Here is a 17033-nt window from a genome sequence, read left to right as displayed (position 1 = left end):
CACTCTGTGGCTTGATCCGCGCGGGAATAAAACCCTCGCGCAGTGGATCTCACACCAGTGATTAGCCCGGCTTCAGCGAACGCGGACGTCTCCGCCGTGTTCATTCATAAGCTCAGCAAATTTGGTCCACGAGAGGCGTTTCTTGTTCACCGAATTACCGGCTGGCAACCACTCAATGTTCCCCTTACTAATTAATACTGTCCCCAGCTTGCTCCCGTTCTTTTTTACCTCAACCTTGACGTCTTTATGAAGTACGAACTTGGTAGAAATATCCATTGTCACTTCATGCGCCATACCATTTCTCTCCTTTGAAAATCATTCCGCCACCTCCACTGGAAGTGGTCACCCAGTGCCACTGAACCCTAAAAAAAAGGTGACTGCGAGCAGTCACCTTCTTAAATTTCGGCCTTAATCAATCAAGCTTTAGCCGCACTTGCTATACCCACAATTCAAGCAAGTCTGGCAGCCGTCCATCAGCACCAGCGCCTGGGTGTTGCACTTGGCGCAGAGGGTGGCGCCGGGCGGGAAGCCGGTGGCGCTGGTCGATTCGGTGCTGGCTTCGGCAGCCGGGGCGGACTTCTTGGGGTTGGCGGCTGCCTCGTAGGCTGCGCGCTTTTCGGCGATGAGCTTGCGGGTGGACTCGTCCAGCTCCGGGTCGTGGATCAGGCCGATCATCTTCATGTGCTGCTCGATGACCGCGCCGATCTCGGCGACGATGCTGGGCATGTAGACGCCGCCGGCCTTGAAGTAGCCGCCGCGCGGGTCGAACACGGCCTTCATCTCTTCCACCAGGAAGGTGACGTCGCCGCCCTTGCGGAACACGGCGGAGATGATGCGGGTGAGCGCCACGATCCACTGGAAGTGGTCCATGTTCTTCGAGTTGATGAAGATCTCGAAGGGGCGGCGCTGTTCGTACTGGGTGCCGGCGTTGAGCACGATGTCGTTGACGGTGACGTACAACGCGTGCTCGAACAGCGGCGACTTGATCTTGTAGGTGGAGCCGACGAGCGTCTCGGGACGCTCCAGGCTCTCGTGCATCTGGATCACTTCTGCCTTGGGCGCCTCTTTGGCAGCCGGGGCGGCAGGGGTTGCGACGGGCGCGGCGGCCTTGTCCTCGGGCTTGACGACGTTGTAGCCCTTGATCTTCTTTTCGATCTTGATCGCCATGGTGTGTGCTTCTTTTCGAGTAGTGGCGGCGCGCGCGGACGGCTTTGGGTCGCCTACAGGATGGTCATGGTCCCGATTTGGGGACTCGATCCAGGGGCTTAAAGGCGCTGGATGACCAGCCTTCGGCTGTTGTGGAGCTCTTCCAGCGTTCGCTGGAATGACGGGCTGGGAGGTGTCCGCACCCTGTCCTGTCGGTAACTCTGGAGCGATTCGGCCCGGCGAATGAACGCCGGGCCGAACCGGTTACAGCTTACTTGCGGCGGGCGGCTTTCTTGGCCGGCTTGCGCACGGCCTTCTTCACGCCTGCCTTCTTGCTGGCAGTGGACCTCTTGACCGCCTTGGCGGCCTTCTTACCGGCGGCTTTCTTAACCACCTTCTTGACTGCGGCCTTCTTGGCCGTCTTCTTGCTGCTGACCTTGCGAGCAACCTTCTTGGCAACCGCCTTGCGCACGGCCTTCTTGGCGACCTTGCGAGCGACCTTCTTGGCGGCGGCCTTCTTCACGACGCGCTTGGCGGCAGCCTTCTTGACCGCCTTCTTCGCGGCCTTCTTGGCGACCTTCTTGACGGCGGCCTTCTTCACCGCCTTCTTGACGGCCTTCTTGGCGGCAGCCTTCTTCACGGTCTTCTTGGCAGCCTTCTTGGCGGTCTTCTTGGCCGAAGCCTTCTTGACTGCCTTTGCCGCCTTCTTGGCCGGAGCTGCCTTCTTGGCCGGAGCCGACTTCTTCTTGGCACGGGCCTTCTTGGGGGCAGCTGCCGGGGTCACTTCGACCGCGACAACTTCCACCGGCGCGTCAACAACCAGTACGGCTTCTTCGTTCATTTCAGTATCGATAGACATGCGGGTAATCCCCTCCGACGTGGATTTTGGAACTTGTAGTGAGCCTTGCCTCTAGGCATCCGGAACGACTCTTACAAGCGTGCCGGAACCTGAGCACCAGGTCCCGGCGACGATATTAGAACTTTCCGTAATACCCTTCCTTCAAGGCATCGAACAAATTGGCGGCCGTGTGCATTTCGCCGTCGTACTCCACTTCTTCGTTGCCTTTCAGTTCGACAACACTACCGTCCTCCAATTCGAAGCGGTAGAGGGTGCTCTCAAGATCGGCTTCCTTGACCAGCACGCCTTGGAATGCAGCGGGGTTGAAACGGAAGGTGGTGCAACCCTTCAAACCCTGCTTATAAGCGTAAAAATAGATGTCTTTGAAGTCTTCGTACGGATAGTCGGTGGGGACGTTCGCCGTCTTGGAGATGGACGAATCGACCCAGCGCTGCGCGGCGGCCTGGATGTCCACGTGCTCCTTCGGGGTGATGTCGTCGGCGGCCACGAAGTACTCGGGCAGCTTGGACTTCGGGTCGTCGGAGTACGGCAGGGCTTCGGCGTTGATCAGCGCGCGGTAGGCCAGCAGCTCGTAGCTGTAGACCTCCACCTTTTCCTTGGTCTTGCGGCCCTCACGGATCACGTTGCGCGAGTAGTGATGGGCAAAGCTGGGCTCGATGCCGTTGCTGGCGTTGTTGGCCAGGGACAGCGAGATGGTGCCGGTCGGGGCGATGGAGCTGTGGTGGGTGAAGCGGGCGCCGGTTTCGGCGAGCTCGGCCACCAGGTTCGGGGCCACCTCGGCCACGCGCTGCATGTAGCGGCTGTACTTGGCGTGCAGCACGCGGCCCTTGATGGTGTCGCCGACCTTGTAGCCGTCGGTGACCATCTCCGGGCGCTTGCGCAGCATGTCGCCGGTGACGGTGTAGTCACGCGTGAGCACCGGGGCCGGACCCTTTTCCTTGGCGAGGTCGAGGGCGACTTCCCAACCGGCCACGGCCATCTCGCGGGAGACGTCCTCGGTGAAGGAGACGGACTCGGCGGTGCCGTAGCGCATCTTGAGCATGGTGAGCGTGGTGCCCAGGCCCAGGAAGCCCATGCCGTGGCGACGCTTGGAGATGATCTCGTTGCGCTGCTGCTCGAGCGGCAGGCCGTTGATCTCCACCACGTTGTCCAGCATGCGGGTGAACACCTTGACCACTTCGCGGTATTCGTCCCAGTCGAAGCGGGCCTTGGGGCCGAACGGGTCACGCACGAAGGTGGTGAGGTTGATCGAACCCAGCAAGCACGAGCCGTACGGCGGCAGGGGCTGCTCGCCGCAGGGGTTGGTGGCGCGGATGTGCTCGCACCACCAGTTGTTGTTCATCTCGTTGACCTTGTCGATCAGGATGAAACCCGGCTCGGCGAAGTCGTAGGTGGACACCATGATCATGTCCCACAGGTGCCGCGCGCGGATGTGGCCGTAGATCTTGCAGGCCACCAGGCCGTCTTCGCGCTCCACGTAGTTCTCGTGGGTCGGCCACTCGCGCCACACGACCTTGCTGGCGTCGGTGAGGTCGATCTCGTCCTGTTCCTTGACGTGCACCGGGAACACCATCGGCCAGTCCTGGTCGTGCTCCACCGCCTGCATGAAGCCGTCGGTGATGAGCAGGGACAGGTTGAACTGGCGCAGGCGGCCGTCTTCGCGCTTGGCGCGGATGAATTCCTTCACGTCCGGATGGGCGACGTCGAACGTGCCCATCTGCGCGCCGCGGCGACCGCCGGCGGACGAGACGGTGAAGCACATCTTGTCGTAGATATCCATGAAGGACAGCGGGCCGGACGTGTAGGCACCCGCACCCGACACGTACGCGCCGCGCGGACGCAGCGTGGAGAACTCGTAGCCGATGCCGCAACCGGCCTTCAGCGTCAGACCGGCCTCGTGCACCTTCTCCAGGATGTCGTCCATGGAGTCACGGATGGTGCCCGACACCGTGCAGTTGATGGTGGAGGTGGCTGGCTTGTGCTCGAGCGCGCCCGCGTTGGACGTGATGCGGCCGGCGGGGATGGCCCCACGGCGCAGCGCCCACAGGAAGCGCTCGTTCCAGTGCTCACGCAGTTCCGCCGTGATTTCCACGTCGGACAGGGCACGGGCCACGCGCTGGTAGGTTTCGTCGACGCTGCCGTCGACCGGATCGCCGGACTTCGCCTTCAGGCGGTACTTCTTGTCCCAGATGTCGTAGGACGCCGGCTGGAGCGGAATGGTGGTTTCGCGAGTTACGGCTGGTGCACGCATGGTGCTCATCGGCTTCCTGACCTCCCGGTACGGCCTCTCGGCCCCGTGTTGGTTTCTTGTTTTATCGGCTATGCCGCTCGCGTCAGGTCATGCACTGGAGGATCCACATAGCCAGCACACTGCCCGACCCTTGCGCTCCCTGCCTGACCTTCGACAACTCCCCCAAGTCGATGTCCCCCGACACCAGCTCTTGGGTTTATCACCAGCGTTGTCACACAAGATGTTGTGGTCGCGAACGGATGAGAAAGTTACCCCTCGGATGGTTCGATGTAAAGTCTTTCCAACTGCCTATGTTCCTGTTCTCAAGCTTGCTTCATACGCGCTCGCGGGACGGGCTCAGGAAGACGGCACGGAACCGCGCAGAGGGCGGCGAATTCAAGGAACCGCGCGCCGCGGATTGAGTCGAACGACGGCCGATTCAAAGAGAGAAAGGAGCTTCCATGCTTGCCCGCCTTGCCCGCCGATGGGCCACCTTGAGTCTCGTTGCCGCAGCCGCCTTGCCGCTGGCCAGCCATGCGTCACTGCCGCCCGTGGTCGACGGCCAGCCCCTGCCCTCGCTGGCGCCGATGCTGGAGAAGGTGACGCCGGCGGTGGTGAACATCTCCACCAAGACGCGGGTGCAGGTGCGCGATCCGTTCTTTGAGGATCCGGTGTTCCGCCAGTTCTTCGGGCTGGGCGGTTCACCGCGCGAGCGCGTGGAGCAGAGCCTGGGCTCGGGTGTGATCGTGGATGCGGCGAAGGGCTACGTGCTCACCAACAACCATGTGGTGGGCGGCGCCGACGACATCACGGTGACCTTGCAGGACGGTCGCGACGCGAAGGGCAAGCTGGTGGGCACCGACCCGGAGACCGACCTGGCGGTGGTGCAGATCCAGGCGACCGGGTTGCAGGCGCTGCCGATGGCGGACTCCGCCAAGCTGCGCGTGGGCGATTTCGTGGTGGCGGTGGGCGACCCGTTCGGGCTGGGCCAGACGGTGACGTCGGGCATCGTCTCCGCGCTGAGCCGCTCGGGCCTGGGCGGCACGGGCTACCAGAACTACATACAGACCGATGCCTCGATCAATCCGGGCAACTCCGGCGGCGCGCTGGTGAACCTGCGCGGCGAGCTGGTGGGTATCAACACCATGATCATCTCGCCCTCGGGCGGCAACGTGGGCATCGGCTTCGCCATCCCCACCAACCTCGCCAGCGAGGTGATGCAGCAGCTGATCGCGCACGGCAAGGTCAATCGCGGCAACCTGGGCCTGGAGGCGCAGGACATCACCCCGCGCATCGCCAAGGTGCTGGGCCTGAAGGACACCAAGGGCGTGGTGGTGACACGTGTGAACGGCGGCTCGGCGGCCGACACCGCCAGCATCGAGCCGGGCGACGTGATCACCGCGCTGGACGGCAAGCCGATCCGCAGCGCGCAGGAGCTGCGTAATGCGGAGGGGCTGATGCCGATCGGCTCCACCGTGAAGCTGACTGTGCAGCGCAATGGTGCCACGCGGGATGTCACTGCCAAGCTGACGCCTGAGAAGCTCGCCACCTTTGATGGCGCAAAGCTGGATCCGAGGCTGGCGGGTGTCACCTTCAGCGAGCTCTCGCAGAACATGCGGGCGCAGGGCGTCGCCGGCGTGGGGGTGAGCGAGGTGCGTAATGGCAGCCGTGCCGCGCAGGCGGGGCTGACGTCCAGCGATATCGTGATTGGCGTGGGCAACCTGCGCGTGCCGGATATGCGGACGTTGCAGAAGCTCTCTGGGGTCAACCCGCGGCAGCTGGTGCTGGTGGTGTCGGGGGATGACGGGGTGAGGTATGTGGATGTTCGTTGAGGTGGGATGAGTGAGGCGCTGCGAGCGGCGTGGGGCCTCCAGGCTCGTCATCCCCGCGGAAGCTGGACAAGCGCGAAGCGCGCAGAACGCCCGTAGGGCGGCCCCGAAGGGGCGAGCGCAGCGAGTCATCCAGTGACTTTGAGCTCTGACCTCACCGTGGATAAAGGCGCTGGATCCCAGCTTTCGCTGGGATGACGGTGAGGGTTTAGGTGATGGTGAGGGAAATGCGAGGCGGCGAGCTAACGGTGACGGTACCCGTCGAAGAGCGGGATAACCGCCACACTCGTGTGACCCCGAGCACACGACAAACGAGCCCTGGAGCACCCCCGCAAACCGTCGCACCACACCTGCGACCGTATTTGCCGGCCTGAGACGAATAACCTCTGATGAACGGTGCGGAGACATCGTGCGCGGCATCGCGTTTTTCCCTGCATTAGGCCTTCGCAGTAGCTTGATGTTTGGCCCGGAGCTAGCTGAAATACCCGGGTTACACCTAATCCCTGCACGCACGCCCATCAAGGCGGCCTGCGGACCACCTATCAGTACTCGGGGTTCCCAACCGCCATGTCATCACGCATTTCCCGCCTTCTCGTCGTCGCGCTGTTTACCGCATGCGCGGCCACCGGCGCACTCGCCGCCGGCAAAACCAAGACGCCTGCCAAGTCGACCAAGGCCGCACCGCTGCCCTCGCTGGTGTGGCGCGGCGACTACGCCACCGCACGCGGCGTGGTCGACGACGTGGCCAAGGCCTGGGAAAAGAGCGGCAAGGGCCGCATCGAGATCGAGCCGTTCAACACCGCCTCGGGCCTTGATGCCGTCGCGCACGGCATGGCCGACGTGGCAGGCAGCGCGCGAGGCAGCGCCGGTGGTACCGAGACCGACCTGCAGTTCATGCCGGTGGCGTACGACGCGCTGGTGATGATCACGCATCCGTCGAACCCGACGAACAACCTCACCCCGAAGCAGCTGCACGACATCTACTACGGCAAGATCACCAACTGGAAGGACGTGGGCGGCAAGGACGCGCCGATCAACCTGTACGCCGTGGCGAGCCCGGGTGACGGCGTGGAATACAGCCTGCGTCGCCTGCTGTTCGGCCGCGGCAACCAGCCGGTGGCGGCGCCCCGCCTGTACGTGAACACGGCGAAGCTGGAAGAAGCCGTGACGCTCGACCCGAACGCGCTGGGCGTGACCACCCTCTCGGGCGTGGCCACCAACAGCAAGGTGAAGATGATCAGCGTCGACGGCACGCGTCCGAGCCTGGCCACCGTCACCGACGGCAGCTACATCCTGTACACCCCGCTGTACCTGGTGACCAACGCGAACAGCCCGAAGGCTGCGCTGGTCCAGCAGTTCATGGAATTCCTGCACACCGACACGGTGAAGGCGCTGGCCCGCCAGCACCAGCTGGTGCCGTACTCGGATGCACCGGAACTGGCCGCCAACGACACGGCTCGCCGCGAGAAGATCCTCGCCGAGATCGGCATCAAGATGCAGGTGGAACCGACCCCGGCCCCGCCGGTGCTCGCCGCCCCGGGTGCGACCTATGCGTCGGCCTCGGCCACGGCGCCGACCTCGGAGCGCGCACTGGAAGCCAAGCAGGCCGTGGAAACACGCAAGGCCGCTGCGGCTGGCGAGACCCACAAGGTCGCCAAGGGTGAAACGCTGTCGGTGATCGCCGAGAAGTACTCGGTGACGGTCGCCCAGCTGAAGGACTGGAACCACCTGACCAGCGACACGGTGAAGCTCGACCAGGTACTGAAGGTCAGCGGCAACTGATAGGTCGCGGCGTGCGCATTCGCGCCATCACGCTCGACCTCGACGACACCCTGTGGCCGGTGCTGCCGGCCCTGGAACGCGCGGATCGCGATGTCGATGCGTATCTGCGCCAGCACTATCCCGACGTGGCACGCGCATGGCCCATCCCGGCCATGCGCGCGCTGCGCGCGGAGGTCGCCGCCGAGCGCAGCGACCTCTCGCACGATTTCACCGCGCAACGCCATCTGACCATCCGACGCGCCTTTGCCCACTGCGGCATCGACGAGGCACCGGTGGAAGCGTTGTGGGAGATCTACTTCTCCGCGCGCAACAGCGTGGAGTTTTTCCCCGAAAGCCTGCCGGCGCTGGAACGCCTCGCCGGCCGCTGGCCGATCGCCAGCCTCACCAACGGCAACGCCGACATCGACCGCATCGGCATCCGCGCGCACTTCGCGCACCATGTCTGCGCGCGCGACACCGGCGTGCCCAAGCCTGATCCGCGCATTTTCCTCGCAGCCGCCGAACTGCTGGGCCTGACTGCCGGCGAGATCCTGCATGTGGGTGATGATCCCGAGCTGGACGTGGTGGGCGCGCGCGATGCGGGCCTGCGCACGGCGTGGATCAATCGCGCCGGGCATCCGTGGCCGGGTGCACTGGGGCGGGCGCCGGATCTGGATTTGCGGCATATGGGGGAGTTGGCGGATTGGTTGGAGAGGCAGGGGTAGCCCTGCCCTCAATCCCTCTCCTACATCTGTAGGAGCGCACCCTGTGCGCGACAGGCTCATCAGGCCCTCGTTCTCCGGGATGCGAGTGGTAGCTCCCTCTCCCTCCGGGAGAGGGGTGGGGAGAGGGTGCGGCTCTCGCCACTGTCCCCCATCAGTGCGTAGGCCAAAAGAGCTTTGTACGCGCCCCAGGAGCACTTCATCCGGAGCTTCGGCTTCTGCTCGATGGGCTGCCGCCAGCGTGCCACCTACGACGCAAAGCTAGTCCCTGTGGGACGCGGCGGGCGTTTCGATCGTCTGCCGACGACGCGAAGCTAGTCCCGTGGGACGCTCGAGTCACTTTTCTTTTGCTGGTCCAAAAGAAAAGTAACCCAAAAAAAACGACCTGAAGAGCCAGAGCTCATAGCGGTATGCGGGATAGAAGCGTCAGATGACTGGGGCAAGCCGAGTTACAGACGTGCTACCTCATAGGGCACGGATACACCGCAACTCTCCGATGCGCTGAGGGCTTAAGGCCGCTTCGCCATCCGCCCCGGTCCATCACTTCTCCCTCTCCCCTTCGGGGAGAGGGCTGGGGTGAGGGGTGGGTGCTCGCGACAACGTCACCTATCGCCACTGTAGGAGCGCACCCAGTGCGCGATCGGCCTCACATCCAGCGCCCCGTTGCGCCAGTGCAATTCACTCCCTCCCCCTGCACGGCAAAAGCGCGCATCATTGGGGTTACCCCTCTTCTCTCCGCGCTGCACGGTGCCGCGCGCAAGGAAATTCATGTCCGCTCTCATCGAACGCAAGAACAGCGATCGCCAAAGCATCGCCATCGAGACCACCGACGCCTCCCACTTCGCCGCCATCAAACGCCGCCTCACCGCCGTCCAGCGGCAGTGGCTGAGTTCGTTCGGCTTCGAAGCGGCACCGGGCACGTTCGCGCTCATTCCCGATGAAGGCGGCAAGCTGGTTCGCGTATTGGTGGGCGTGGACGCCACCGACCCGCTCGGCGCACTGGGCGCGATGCCGCGCGCGCTGCCCGAGGCCACTTATCACCTCGCCGACGAGGGCGTGCTGAAGGATCGCCTGCAGGCGGCGTTGGGCTGGGCGCTGGGCGCCTACGAGTTCACCCGCTATCGCAAGGCGCGCCGCGCGCCGGCGAAGCTGGCCATCCCTGCCGCCGACCTGAAGGTGCTCGCACCGCTGGTGGAAGCCACCGCGCAGGTGCGCGACATGGTCAACACGCCCACCGAGGACATGGGTCCCAAGCATCTCGCCGACGCGGTGAAGCAGCTGGGCAAGGCGCACAAGGGCAAGGTGCGCGAGTGGGTGGGTGATGAATTGCTTGAAGCCAACTTCCCCACCATCCACGCCGTGGGCCGCGCCAGCCATCGCGCGCCGCGCCTGATCGAACTCACCTGGGGCAAGGCCAGCGATCCGAAGATCGCCGTGGTCGGCAAGGGCGTGTGCTTCGACACCGGCGGCCTCGACCTCAAGCCCGCCGACGGCATGCGCTGGATGAAGAAGGACATGGGCGGCGCCGCGCATGCGATCGCGCTGGCCGGCCTGATCATGCAGGCAAAGCTGCCGGTGCGCCTGCAGCTGCTGATTCCGGCGGTGGAGAACGCCGTCTCCGGCGCGGCCCTGCGTCCGGGTGAAGTGATCACCACGCGCGCCGGCATCACCGTGGAAATCGACAACACCGACGCCGAAGGCCGCCTGGTACTGTGCGATGCGCTGGCTTACGCGACCGAGCAGAAGCCGGAACTGATCATCGATTTCGCCACGCTCACCGGCGCCGCGCGCATCGCGCTGGGCGCGGACCTGCCGGCCCTGTTCGCCAACAACGACGATGCCGCCGAGCGCGTGCTCGCCGCCGGCCGCACGGTCAACGACCCACTGTGGCGCCTGCCGTTGTGGCGTCCTTATCGCAAGATGCTCGAGTCGTACCTGGCCGACATCGCCAACTCGGGCGCTTCGCGGCATGCGGGCGCGATTACGGCTGCGCTGTACCTGGAGCGCTTCGTGCCTGAGAACACGCCGTGGCTGCATCTGGATACGTATGCGTGGAACGACGCGGATCGGCCGGGTCGGCCGCGCGGTGGTGAGGCGCTGGGGTTGCGGGCGTTCTTTGCGTTTTTGCAGAAGAAGTACGCGGGCTGATCTGGCTCTCGAGGGGCGATGCGCGGTGCGCTTCGTGCGCGCTGCCATCGCCCGATCCATCCGCGCTGCGCCACGCCCTCCCTGTAGGAGCGCACCCAGTGCGCGATAACACGTCGCGTCAGTCCCCACGCTAGCCCCGCGCTTTTTGTGGGAGCGCACCCTGTGCGCGACAGCCTTTCGCCGCGATCTGCACGCTTATCGCTCTTGTGAGAACGGATTTCGCCTGCGGTTGCCGTGCTGCCGCCAGCTTGCCGCCTACGCGGCGAGCGTTTCGACTGCCTGCCGGCAGCCGAGTCACTTTTCTTTGCTTGCTCAAAGAAAAGTAACCAAAAGAAAGAGCACCCCGCGTGGCGCTGTCTGGGCTTTGCCCAGCCAGTCCGTGAGGGGCGGCCGGGCTTTTCGACCGGGCTCCTGCCCGGGCGAAAAGTGCCCGACATCCTTGTCGGGCACCCCTGCGGGGCCTGATCGTCCACCCCTCACCGCCACACAGGGGAGGTTTGTAGGCTCGTGCCGCTGCGCGGCACATCGCGTTGCGGAGATGGTGGGGTCTGCTCTTTGTAGGAGCGCACCTAGTGCGCGATGACACTTCGCGTCGCTTCCCACGCTCTCGCAAGATTGACCCCTCACCCCGGCCCTCTCCCCGGAGGGGAGAGGGAGCGAAGCGGGCGCGGCTTTAAGTCCTCAGCGCTATGGCGCGTTGCGGTGTAGCCGCGCGCTAGCGGCGGAGGCGGTCGCAATCCGGGCTCCGGAACCTCCAAGGCCTTTCCCTGCGGAGTGCTGCCAGCTCTGGCTCTGAAGGTCGTTTTCTTTGGGTTACTTTTCTTTTGGACCAGCAAAAGAAAAGTGACTCGAGCGTCGGCAGACGATCGAAACGCCCGCTGCGTAAGCGGCAAGCTGGCGGTATCGCATCGACCAGAAGCCGAATCTCTGCTCCCTGCTTACGTTGCGGCCTGGGGCGAGACCCGCACCCTCTCCCCAGCCCTCTCCCAGAGGGAGAGGGAGTAACAGCATAGGAACCCCGCCGCTACGCGCGGGACACCCGCTCCCCTCGCAACCTGCGCGCCAGCGCCCTCAACCCTCTCAGGATCTTCGGCACCAACCACACCAGGAACAACACGAAGATCCCCAGCAGCACCAGGAAGACCGCCGGGTGCTGCCACATCAGATACATGCCACCCAGCCAGGAGATGTCCTCGCCCGCGCTGGCGCCCCAGTTGCTGAAGGGCTCGGGTGAGGTGTTGATCAGCGCACGGCCACCGGTCTTCGCCAGATGGGTGCCCGAGGTAATCGCGCCCCCCAGCAGCGCCGCCGCGAACTGCGCGCCCGCCCCGGAGTCGCGAAACACGCCCCACGCCAGCAACGCGCCAGCGGGAACGCGGACGAAGGTGTGGATCGCGTCCCACACGCTGTCGAACGCGGGCACCTTGTCGGCCACGAACTCGCCGACCGCCAGCACGCCTGAGGTCACCAGCACCCAGGTGTCGGTGAGCATGCTCAGGCCATCGGGCAGGTGCACGTAGCCCAGTCGCGCCAGCAGGCCGGCGATGAAGACGGTGGCGTAGAGGCGGAAGCCGCTGGCCCAGGACAGGCCGCCCGCCAACGCCAGGTTCTGCAGCAGGTCCATGAGCCATCCCTCGTCCACGGGGCGGACCAAGCATGCGCGCCGCGAGCGGCCGGCCACAAGCTCGCGCGAAGCTGACCCATGACTTTCGGCGATGCCGCCCGCGCGTCCGGGCTGTCATCCTGCGGGTTTGACCAAAACCAGGGGATCGTCCATGTCGACACCGCGCCTGCTCTCCCTCGCCCTGTGCGCCGCGCTTGCTTCCTTCGCCCATGCCGAGGACGCCAAGCCCGCCACGCAGCCACCGCTCAGTGAGCAGACGGTACGTTCCGGCGGCACCATGCCGGCGGAGCAGGCACGGCTGCACTTCGATCATGCGGAGCTGCATTTCGGCGTCGATATCGAACAGCAGAGCCTGGATGTGGCCGCCAAGCTCACCTTCAGCGCGCGCGAAGCGACCGACACGCTGCTGCTCGACCTGGACCACAACTACGCGATCAGCCGCGTGTCGGTGGACGGCAAGGTGCTGGCGGCGGACCAGTGGAGCAATCCCGATGGCCGCCTGAGCATCCATCTGCCCAAGCCGCTGGCCAAGGGCGGCAAGACCACGGTGGAGATCCACTACGGCGGCAAGCCGCACGTGGCGAAGAAGGCGCCGTGGGACGGTGGCTTCGTGTGGTCCAAGACCGAGGACGGCCAGCCGTGGATCGCCAGTGCGGTGGAGGGCGAAGGCTGCGACCTGTTCTGGCCGTGCATCGACCACCCGATGGGCAAGCCGGACCTGGTGGACACCTATGTCACCGTACCGAAGTCGCTCGCAGCGCCGGGCAACGGCGTGCTGGTGGACATCAAGGAGCATGGCGCCACGCACACCTACCACTGGCGCGCGAAGCACCCGACCACGTATGCGATCTCGATCAACATCGGTCCGTTTGACGTGGTGAAGGGCGATTACCACAGCCGCTACGGCAACACGATTCCGATGCAGATGTGGTACCTGCGCGGCCATGAGGCGCAGGCCAAGCAGCTGTTCAGCGAGTTCCCGCGCATGCTGGACTTCTTCGAGCAGGAGATCGGCCCCTACCCGTTCGGCGATGAAAAGATGGGCGTGGTGGAAACCCCGCACCTGGGCATGGAACACCAGACCATCAACGCCTACGGCAACGGCTACGCGCGCAGCCAGTACGGCTTCGACTGGCTGCTGCAGCATGAGTTCTCGCACGAGTGGTTCGGCAACCAGGTGACCAATGCCGACTGGGACGACATGTGGATCCATGAGGGCTTCGGCACCTACATGCAGCCGCTGTACGGCCAGTACCTCTACGGCGACATGCCGTACTTCTCGATGCTGCAGGACGAGCGTTCGATGGTGCGCAACGCCTACCCGATCGTGGCCGGCCGTAGCCAGTTCGAGCACGAGGTGTACGACGCCGATCACGGCCCGGGCAACGACATCTACTACAAGGGCTCGCTGATGTTGCACACGCTGCGCCAGCTGATCGGCGACCAGGCGTTTTTCGACAGCACGCGCCGACTGGTATACGGCCGTCCGGACCCGAAGCCGGGCAACTTCACCCCGCACTACTCCAGCACGCGCGAGTACATCGACATCGTGAACCAGGTAACCGGTCGCGACATGCGCTGGTTCTTCGACGTGTACCTGTACGAGTCCGCGTTGCCGAAGCTGGAGACGCACCAAGACGGCAACACGCTGCGCCTGCACTGGCAGGTACCGCACGACAAGCCGTTCCCGATGCCGGTGGAAGTGCAGGTGGGCGACAAGGTGGTGACGCTGCCGATGACCGACGGCAATGGCAGCGTGGATGCACCGGCAGGCACGCTGGTGATCATCGATCCGCACACCAAGGTGCTGCGTGACATGCCGCACTTCAACGAATACCAGCAGTGGAAGAAGGAACAGGCGGCGAAGAAGGCGAAGGCGGCGAAGTAAGGGCGCCCTCTCTTTCTTTACTGTGGGAGCGCACCCTGTGCGCGACGGGGGTGCGGGATGCCTCGCTCCGTAGGTGTCGCGCACAGGGTGCGCTCCCACAACGAGCAGCAGCACTCTTCAACGCGATGTGCCGCGCAGCGGCACGAGCCTACAAACCTCCCCTGTGTGGCGGTGAGGGGTGGACGATCAGGCCCCGCAGGGGTGCCCGACAGGACGTCGGGCACTTTTCGTCCGGGCAGGAGCCCGGTCGAAAAGCCCGGTCGCCCCTCACGGACTGGCTGGGCCGAAGGCCCAGACAGCGCCACGCGGGGTGCCGTTCTCTTTGGTTACTTTCTGACGCGAAGCTAATCCCTGTGGGACTTGGGCAAGCAAGAGAAAGTGACCCGGGCCGCGGCAGCGGCTCGGAAGCCCGCGGCAGGCGAGCAAGCTGGCGGCAGCGTAACTGCCGAAGACGAAAATCACGGGGCTCCGGGCCCCGATCCATACGACAGCGTTGAGGCCCGCGGCGAGAACCGCACCCTCTCCCCAACCCTCTCCCGAAGGGAGAGGGAGTAACAGCCCGCGTCACGGAAGACGGTCGTCAGTAACCCGTGTTGCGGTTCGCCTCGCGTACCGCGTCGACGAAGCTCTTGAACGGCTTGTCGGTGATCGCGACCAGGCCGATATGCGCGTTCTCGCCATCGAGCAGGCGCCCGGTGATCGGTTGGTCCACGTACTGGAACCAGTGCACGCCCACGATGACCGGGTCGGCCGCCGCGGCTGCCACGTAGCGCGCATACGCTTCGCCGCGCTGCTGCTCGTTCCATACCGGCACCACGCCCTTGGCGAACGGGCCGCGGTCGTCGGAGCCAAAGTGGAATTCGGTGATCAGCGCGGGCTTGCCCAGCTTGGCGAAGGCGGCTGCGTCGAAGGCGTGCTCGGGCACGTCGGCGTAAGCGTTGAAGCTCACCACGTCGCAATACTGCGCGCAGGAGGCCACGGCTTCGGGGGTGTGCACGGCGAAGCGGCCGCCGAGGAACAGGTGATGCGGGTCGTGCTTGTGGATGGCCTGCGCGACGGTGCGGAAGTACTGGTCCGCGTACTGGCGCAGCCATGCACTGTAATCGTCGGCAATGGCAGGGTGTGCTTCGTTCGGATCGGGCGCGGCGTAGTTGGTCGCCTGCAGCGCGTCCCACGAATCCAGCGTGATGCCCCAGGCCGCGGCGAGCTTCGCCGGCGTGCCGTACTTCTTCTTCAGCACCTCGATGAAGGCCTGCTTGGCCGGACTGCGCGCCTCGCCACGCAGCGTACCCTGCGCGAGGCCCCAGCGACCCTGCGGCCCCTGCCCGGCCCACGCCAGCTCGTTGTCGGCGAAGTAACCCAGCAGCCACGGGTCGTCGCGCACTTCCTTGGTGGCCTGCGCCGCCGCCGCGTCGGCCGCCTGGGCGAAGCGCGGATCGAACGGATCGGGCATGCGGCCCCAGTAGTCGTAGCCACTGGAGACATTGCCGAACACGCCGGCGATGTTGACCGAGCGCGTGTACGCCAGGTGGTGCGTCTGCGTCAGCGCGTCGTCGCTCCAGTTGCCCAGCGTGTTGAAGCCCCAGTGCTCCAGGCGGTCCACCGTGCGCGAACGCCAGGCCTCGCGCCAATGATGGCCGTCGGCCAGGAACAGGTTGGCCGAGTAATAGTCGAACCAGCGGCCATGGTTGTAGCCGATGCCTGCCGATGCCGACTGGTCGCCGGACGGCTTGCCCTGGGTGCCGAAGAACGGCGCCCAGCGGCCGCTGTTGCGCGGCAGGTCCTTGAACATGAACTCGCGGCCTTCGATGTAGGTGCGGCCACCGTCGTCATCGACCACGTTCACGCCCAGCGAGAAGAAGGCATGGCCTTCGGGCGTCACCAGATGCCAGCGGCCGTCGCGCTGCTCGGCGCGGAACCAGCCACTGGCCTTGAAGGCAGGCACGTCGGTGCGGCCACCGAAGCGGTCGAAGCCCTTGTGCGCGACGGCCGGGCCGACCGGGACGGGCTTGCCCTTGTGTCGCACGCCACGAAGCGCGTCGTCGGAATCGACCTTGCCCGGCCACTGGCCGCGCGTGTACTGGCCCCAGGCGTCGACGATGCCGGTATAGGCGTCGCGCAGGTCATGGTCGCCACGCGAGGTGTCGAGCTTGCCGAACAGCACGGTCTGCGCCGCCGTGGGTGCAGGCATGCCGAGTCGCACCGCCTTCACATGGGCGAGATCGAGCGAACCTTCCACCGTGGTGGCCACATAGATGCGCTTGCCGCCCGCCACGTAGGGCATCGGCGGACCGGCCTGCATGCCCATTGCCCTCGGCGAGGCGGCATGCAGCGGAATGATCAGGGTCTGCGGCGGACCGGCCGGGATGCCGACCGTCGCGTGCAGGTGCTGCCCTTCCTTGGCGCCGTCGATGTCGACGGTGAGCGTGATGGCCCACGGCATGGCGTTCTGCATGTCCACATGCAGCGAACCTTCCTTGGACCAGTCCCACTCGCCCTTGTCGAGCGATACGGTGAGCTGCGGCTGTGGCGAGGGCTGGAACACATAGCGCTGCAACGACATGCCGGCCACGGTGATCGGCGCGCCGTCGCGGTCCACGTGATCGAGCGCGGTCTGCGTGGTCGGCGCGGTGGTCGCAGGGGCCTTGGCGGTCGTGGGCAGCGGCGTGGCGGCGACGCGACTGAGGTCGGCCCGGTCCGTATCGGCAGCCTTCTGGCAACCCGCAAGGGCCAGCAGGCAACACACGGCTAGTGGGGCGATCCGTCTCATCGGCAACTCGGTGCGGAGAAGTCGCGGCAGTATGCCTGTCTCGTCTGAAGGCTGCC

The 17033-nt window shown here is 65.2% G+C and carries 11 protein-coding genes; 5 read left to right on the top strand and 6 right to left on the bottom strand.

Features of this window, described 5'->3' with window-relative positions; translation table 11 throughout:
• Positions 1-72 precede the first annotated feature (72 nt).
• The 4 genes from EPB08_RS02210 to EPB08_RS02195 form a co-directional block, all read right to left on the bottom strand.
• Positions 73-294, bottom strand: a complete 222-nt coding sequence (locus EPB08_RS02210; protein ID WP_130617421.1) for a hypothetical protein — start codon at positions 292-294, stop codon at positions 73-75.
• A gap of 129 nt (positions 295-423) precedes the next feature.
• Positions 424-1167 carry a TSCPD domain-containing protein gene (locus tag EPB08_RS02205; RefSeq protein ID WP_130617420.1) on the bottom strand — a complete coding sequence of 248 codons (744 nt, stop codon included), beginning with the start codon at positions 1165-1167 and terminating at the stop codon, positions 424-426.
• 250 nt (positions 1168-1417) lie between these two features.
• Positions 1418-2005 carry a histidine biosynthesis protein HisIE gene (locus tag EPB08_RS21210; RefSeq protein WP_130617419.1) on the bottom strand — a complete coding sequence of 196 codons (588 nt, stop codon included), beginning with the start codon at positions 2003-2005 and terminating at the stop codon, positions 1418-1420.
• A gap of 115 nt (positions 2006-2120) precedes the next feature.
• The gene (locus tag EPB08_RS02195; RefSeq protein ID WP_130617418.1) at positions 2121-4265 is read right to left on the bottom strand and encodes an adenosylcobalamin-dependent ribonucleoside-diphosphate reductase; all 2145 of its coding nucleotides are present in this window, start codon (positions 4263-4265) and stop codon (positions 2121-2123) included.
• A gap of 431 nt (positions 4266-4696) precedes the next feature.
• Between EPB08_RS02195 and EPB08_RS02190 the strand changes: the two genes are divergently transcribed.
• From EPB08_RS02190 to EPB08_RS02175, 4 genes are all read left to right on the top strand, one after another.
• Positions 4697-6067 carry a Do family serine endopeptidase gene (locus EPB08_RS02190; protein WP_130617417.1) on the top strand — a complete coding sequence of 457 codons (1371 nt, stop codon included), beginning with the start codon at positions 4697-4699 and terminating at the stop codon, positions 6065-6067.
• Between the two features lie 564 nt (positions 6068-6631).
• Complete coding sequence (locus EPB08_RS02185) at positions 6632-7846, top strand: LysM peptidoglycan-binding domain-containing protein (RefSeq protein ID WP_130617416.1); 1215 nt, start codon at positions 6632-6634, stop codon at positions 7844-7846.
• A gap of 11 nt (positions 7847-7857) precedes the next feature.
• On the top strand, positions 7858-8550 hold the full coding sequence (locus EPB08_RS02180; RefSeq protein ID WP_130617415.1) for an HAD family hydrolase: 693 nt from the start codon (positions 7858-7860) through the stop codon (positions 8548-8550).
• Positions 8551-9315: 765 nt separating this feature from the next.
• Positions 9316-10695: a leucyl aminopeptidase family protein gene (locus EPB08_RS02175; protein WP_130617414.1), complete on the top strand. Its 1380-nt coding sequence runs from the start codon at positions 9316-9318 to the stop codon at positions 10693-10695.
• Between the two features lie 1024 nt (positions 10696-11719).
• On the opposite strand, the gene EPB08_RS02170 is transcribed toward EPB08_RS02175, so the two are convergent.
• Positions 11720-12319 carry a DUF4126 domain-containing protein gene (locus EPB08_RS02170; RefSeq protein WP_130617413.1) on the bottom strand — a complete coding sequence of 200 codons (600 nt, stop codon included), beginning with the start codon at positions 12317-12319 and terminating at the stop codon, positions 11720-11722.
• A gap of 151 nt (positions 12320-12470) precedes the next feature.
• Here EPB08_RS02170 and EPB08_RS02165 point away from each other — a divergent pair, with 151 nt between their 5' ends.
• Positions 12471-14207, top strand: a complete 1737-nt coding sequence (locus EPB08_RS02165) for a M1 family metallopeptidase (protein WP_130617412.1) — start codon at positions 12471-12473, stop codon at positions 14205-14207.
• Positions 14208-14787: 580 nt separating this feature from the next.
• Here EPB08_RS02165 and EPB08_RS02160 read toward each other — a convergent pair.
• The gene (locus EPB08_RS02160) at positions 14788-16977 is read right to left on the bottom strand and encodes a beta-galactosidase (RefSeq protein WP_130617411.1); all 2190 of its coding nucleotides are present in this window, start codon (positions 16975-16977) and stop codon (positions 14788-14790) included.
• Positions 16978-17033: the final 56 nt, after the last annotated feature.

The organism is Dyella amyloliquefaciens (genome assembly GCF_004296575.1).
GTDB classification, from domain to species: Bacteria; Pseudomonadota; Gammaproteobacteria; order Xanthomonadales; family Rhodanobacteraceae; genus Dyella; species Dyella amyloliquefaciens.
Note: the sequence above shows the minus strand (reverse complement) of the source record. Positions and strands in the feature narration are given on the sequence as shown.

What these genes read in the sequence shown, in the direction of transcription:
- EPB08_RS02210 (WP_130617421.1), bottom strand. Translation starts at nt 294, where the DNA reads ATGGCGCATGAAGTGACAATGGATATTTCTACCAAGTTCGTACTTCAT.
- EPB08_RS02205 (WP_130617420.1), bottom strand. Translation starts at nt 1,167, where the DNA reads ATGGCGATCAAGATCGAAAAGAAGATCAAGGGCTACAACGTCGTCAAG.
- EPB08_RS21210 (WP_130617419.1), bottom strand. Translation starts at nt 2,005, where the DNA reads ATGTCTATCGATACTGAAATGAACGAAGAAGCCGTACTGGTTGTTGAC.
- EPB08_RS02195 (WP_130617418.1), bottom strand. Translation starts at nt 4,265, where the DNA reads ATGAGCACCATGCGTGCACCAGCCGTAACTCGCGAAACCACCATTCCG.
- EPB08_RS02190 (WP_130617417.1), top strand. Translation starts at nt 4,697, where the DNA reads ATGCTTGCCCGCCTTGCCCGCCGATGGGCCACCTTGAGTCTCGTTGCC.
- EPB08_RS02185 (WP_130617416.1), top strand. Translation starts at nt 6,632, where the DNA reads ATGTCATCACGCATTTCCCGCCTTCTCGTCGTCGCGCTGTTTACCGCA.
- EPB08_RS02175 (WP_130617414.1), top strand. Translation starts at nt 9,316, where the DNA reads ATGTCCGCTCTCATCGAACGCAAGAACAGCGATCGCCAAAGCATCGCC.
- EPB08_RS02170 (WP_130617413.1), bottom strand. Translation starts at nt 12,319, where the DNA reads ATGGACCTGCTGCAGAACCTGGCGTTGGCGGGCGGCCTGTCCTGGGCC.
- EPB08_RS02165 (WP_130617412.1), top strand. Translation starts at nt 12,471, where the DNA reads ATGTCGACACCGCGCCTGCTCTCCCTCGCCCTGTGCGCCGCGCTTGCT.
- EPB08_RS02160 (WP_130617411.1), bottom strand. Translation starts at nt 16,977, where the DNA reads ATGAGACGGATCGCCCCACTAGCCGTGTGTTGCCTGCTGGCCCTTGCG.